We start from the raw sequence: 713 nt of genomic DNA, 5'->3' as shown, positions 1-713 counted from the left end.
GACGTACGGCTGGGCCCCGACGGCACGTACCGTCGGGGCCCTGCCCGTTGTCGTCGTCCGGCGGCTGCCCCCGCCGGTGCGGTCAGGCCGCGTGGGCGACGGTGCGGCGCGGCGCGATCACCCGGCCGTCGGGCAGCAGCTCTCCGGTGTCCTCGAACAGCACGACGCCGTTGCAGAGCAGGCTCCAGCCCTGCTCCGGGTGGCAGGCCACCGTGACGGCCGCCTCGCGGTCCTCGCAGTCGGCCGACGGGCACTCAGGACGGTGCTGGCACATGCGTACCCTCGCTTCGCTCTGCGATCCTCCCCCGTGGTGCGGCCGGCGGCGGAGCCGTCGGGAGCCGCCGCGGTAGCCGGATCCTGTCCGCGCGCCGACCAGGTGTTGACCGGCGCTCAAGTGGGTAGGACAGGTGGTCCTTCCACGCTGGTTCCCAGTGTCGGCATCTGTGGACGCGCGCGCAGGGATTTCGTGACATGCGCCACAACTCCCGGGCAGAGATCACCCGTTCAGGTGGGTCAGGCGGGAAAAGACGCACCGATGGGTCAGCTGCGGCATGGCCCGAGGAGGTCAGGGCGGATGGCCCGTCCGGGTGGTTCGGGCGGATGAGGGTGACACGCGCGCCGACGGGCCCCCCGGGGGGGGGCCGGGGGGGCGGCGGGGGGGGGGCCGGGCGGGGGGCGCCCCCGGGGCGTGGGGGGGGGTGGGGGGGGGGGGG

General features: G+C 75.6%; 1 protein-coding gene. It reads right to left on the bottom strand.

The genetic code is table 11. The features are described 5' to 3' along the window. Nucleotides 1-82: 82 nt before the first annotated feature. Nucleotides 83-274: a DUF5999 family protein gene (locus ACFV6I_RS35660; RefSeq protein WP_380430061.1), complete on the bottom strand. Its 192-nt coding sequence runs from the start codon at nt 272-274 to the stop codon at nt 83-85. Between the last annotated feature and the right edge of the window lie 439 nt (nt 275-713).

It is taken from the genome of Kitasatospora sp. NPDC059803, from assembly GCF_042732255.1.
GTDB lineage: Bacteria > Actinomycetota > Actinomycetes > Streptomycetales > Streptomycetaceae > Kitasatospora.
This window is presented reverse-complemented; position numbering and strand designations above follow the sequence as displayed.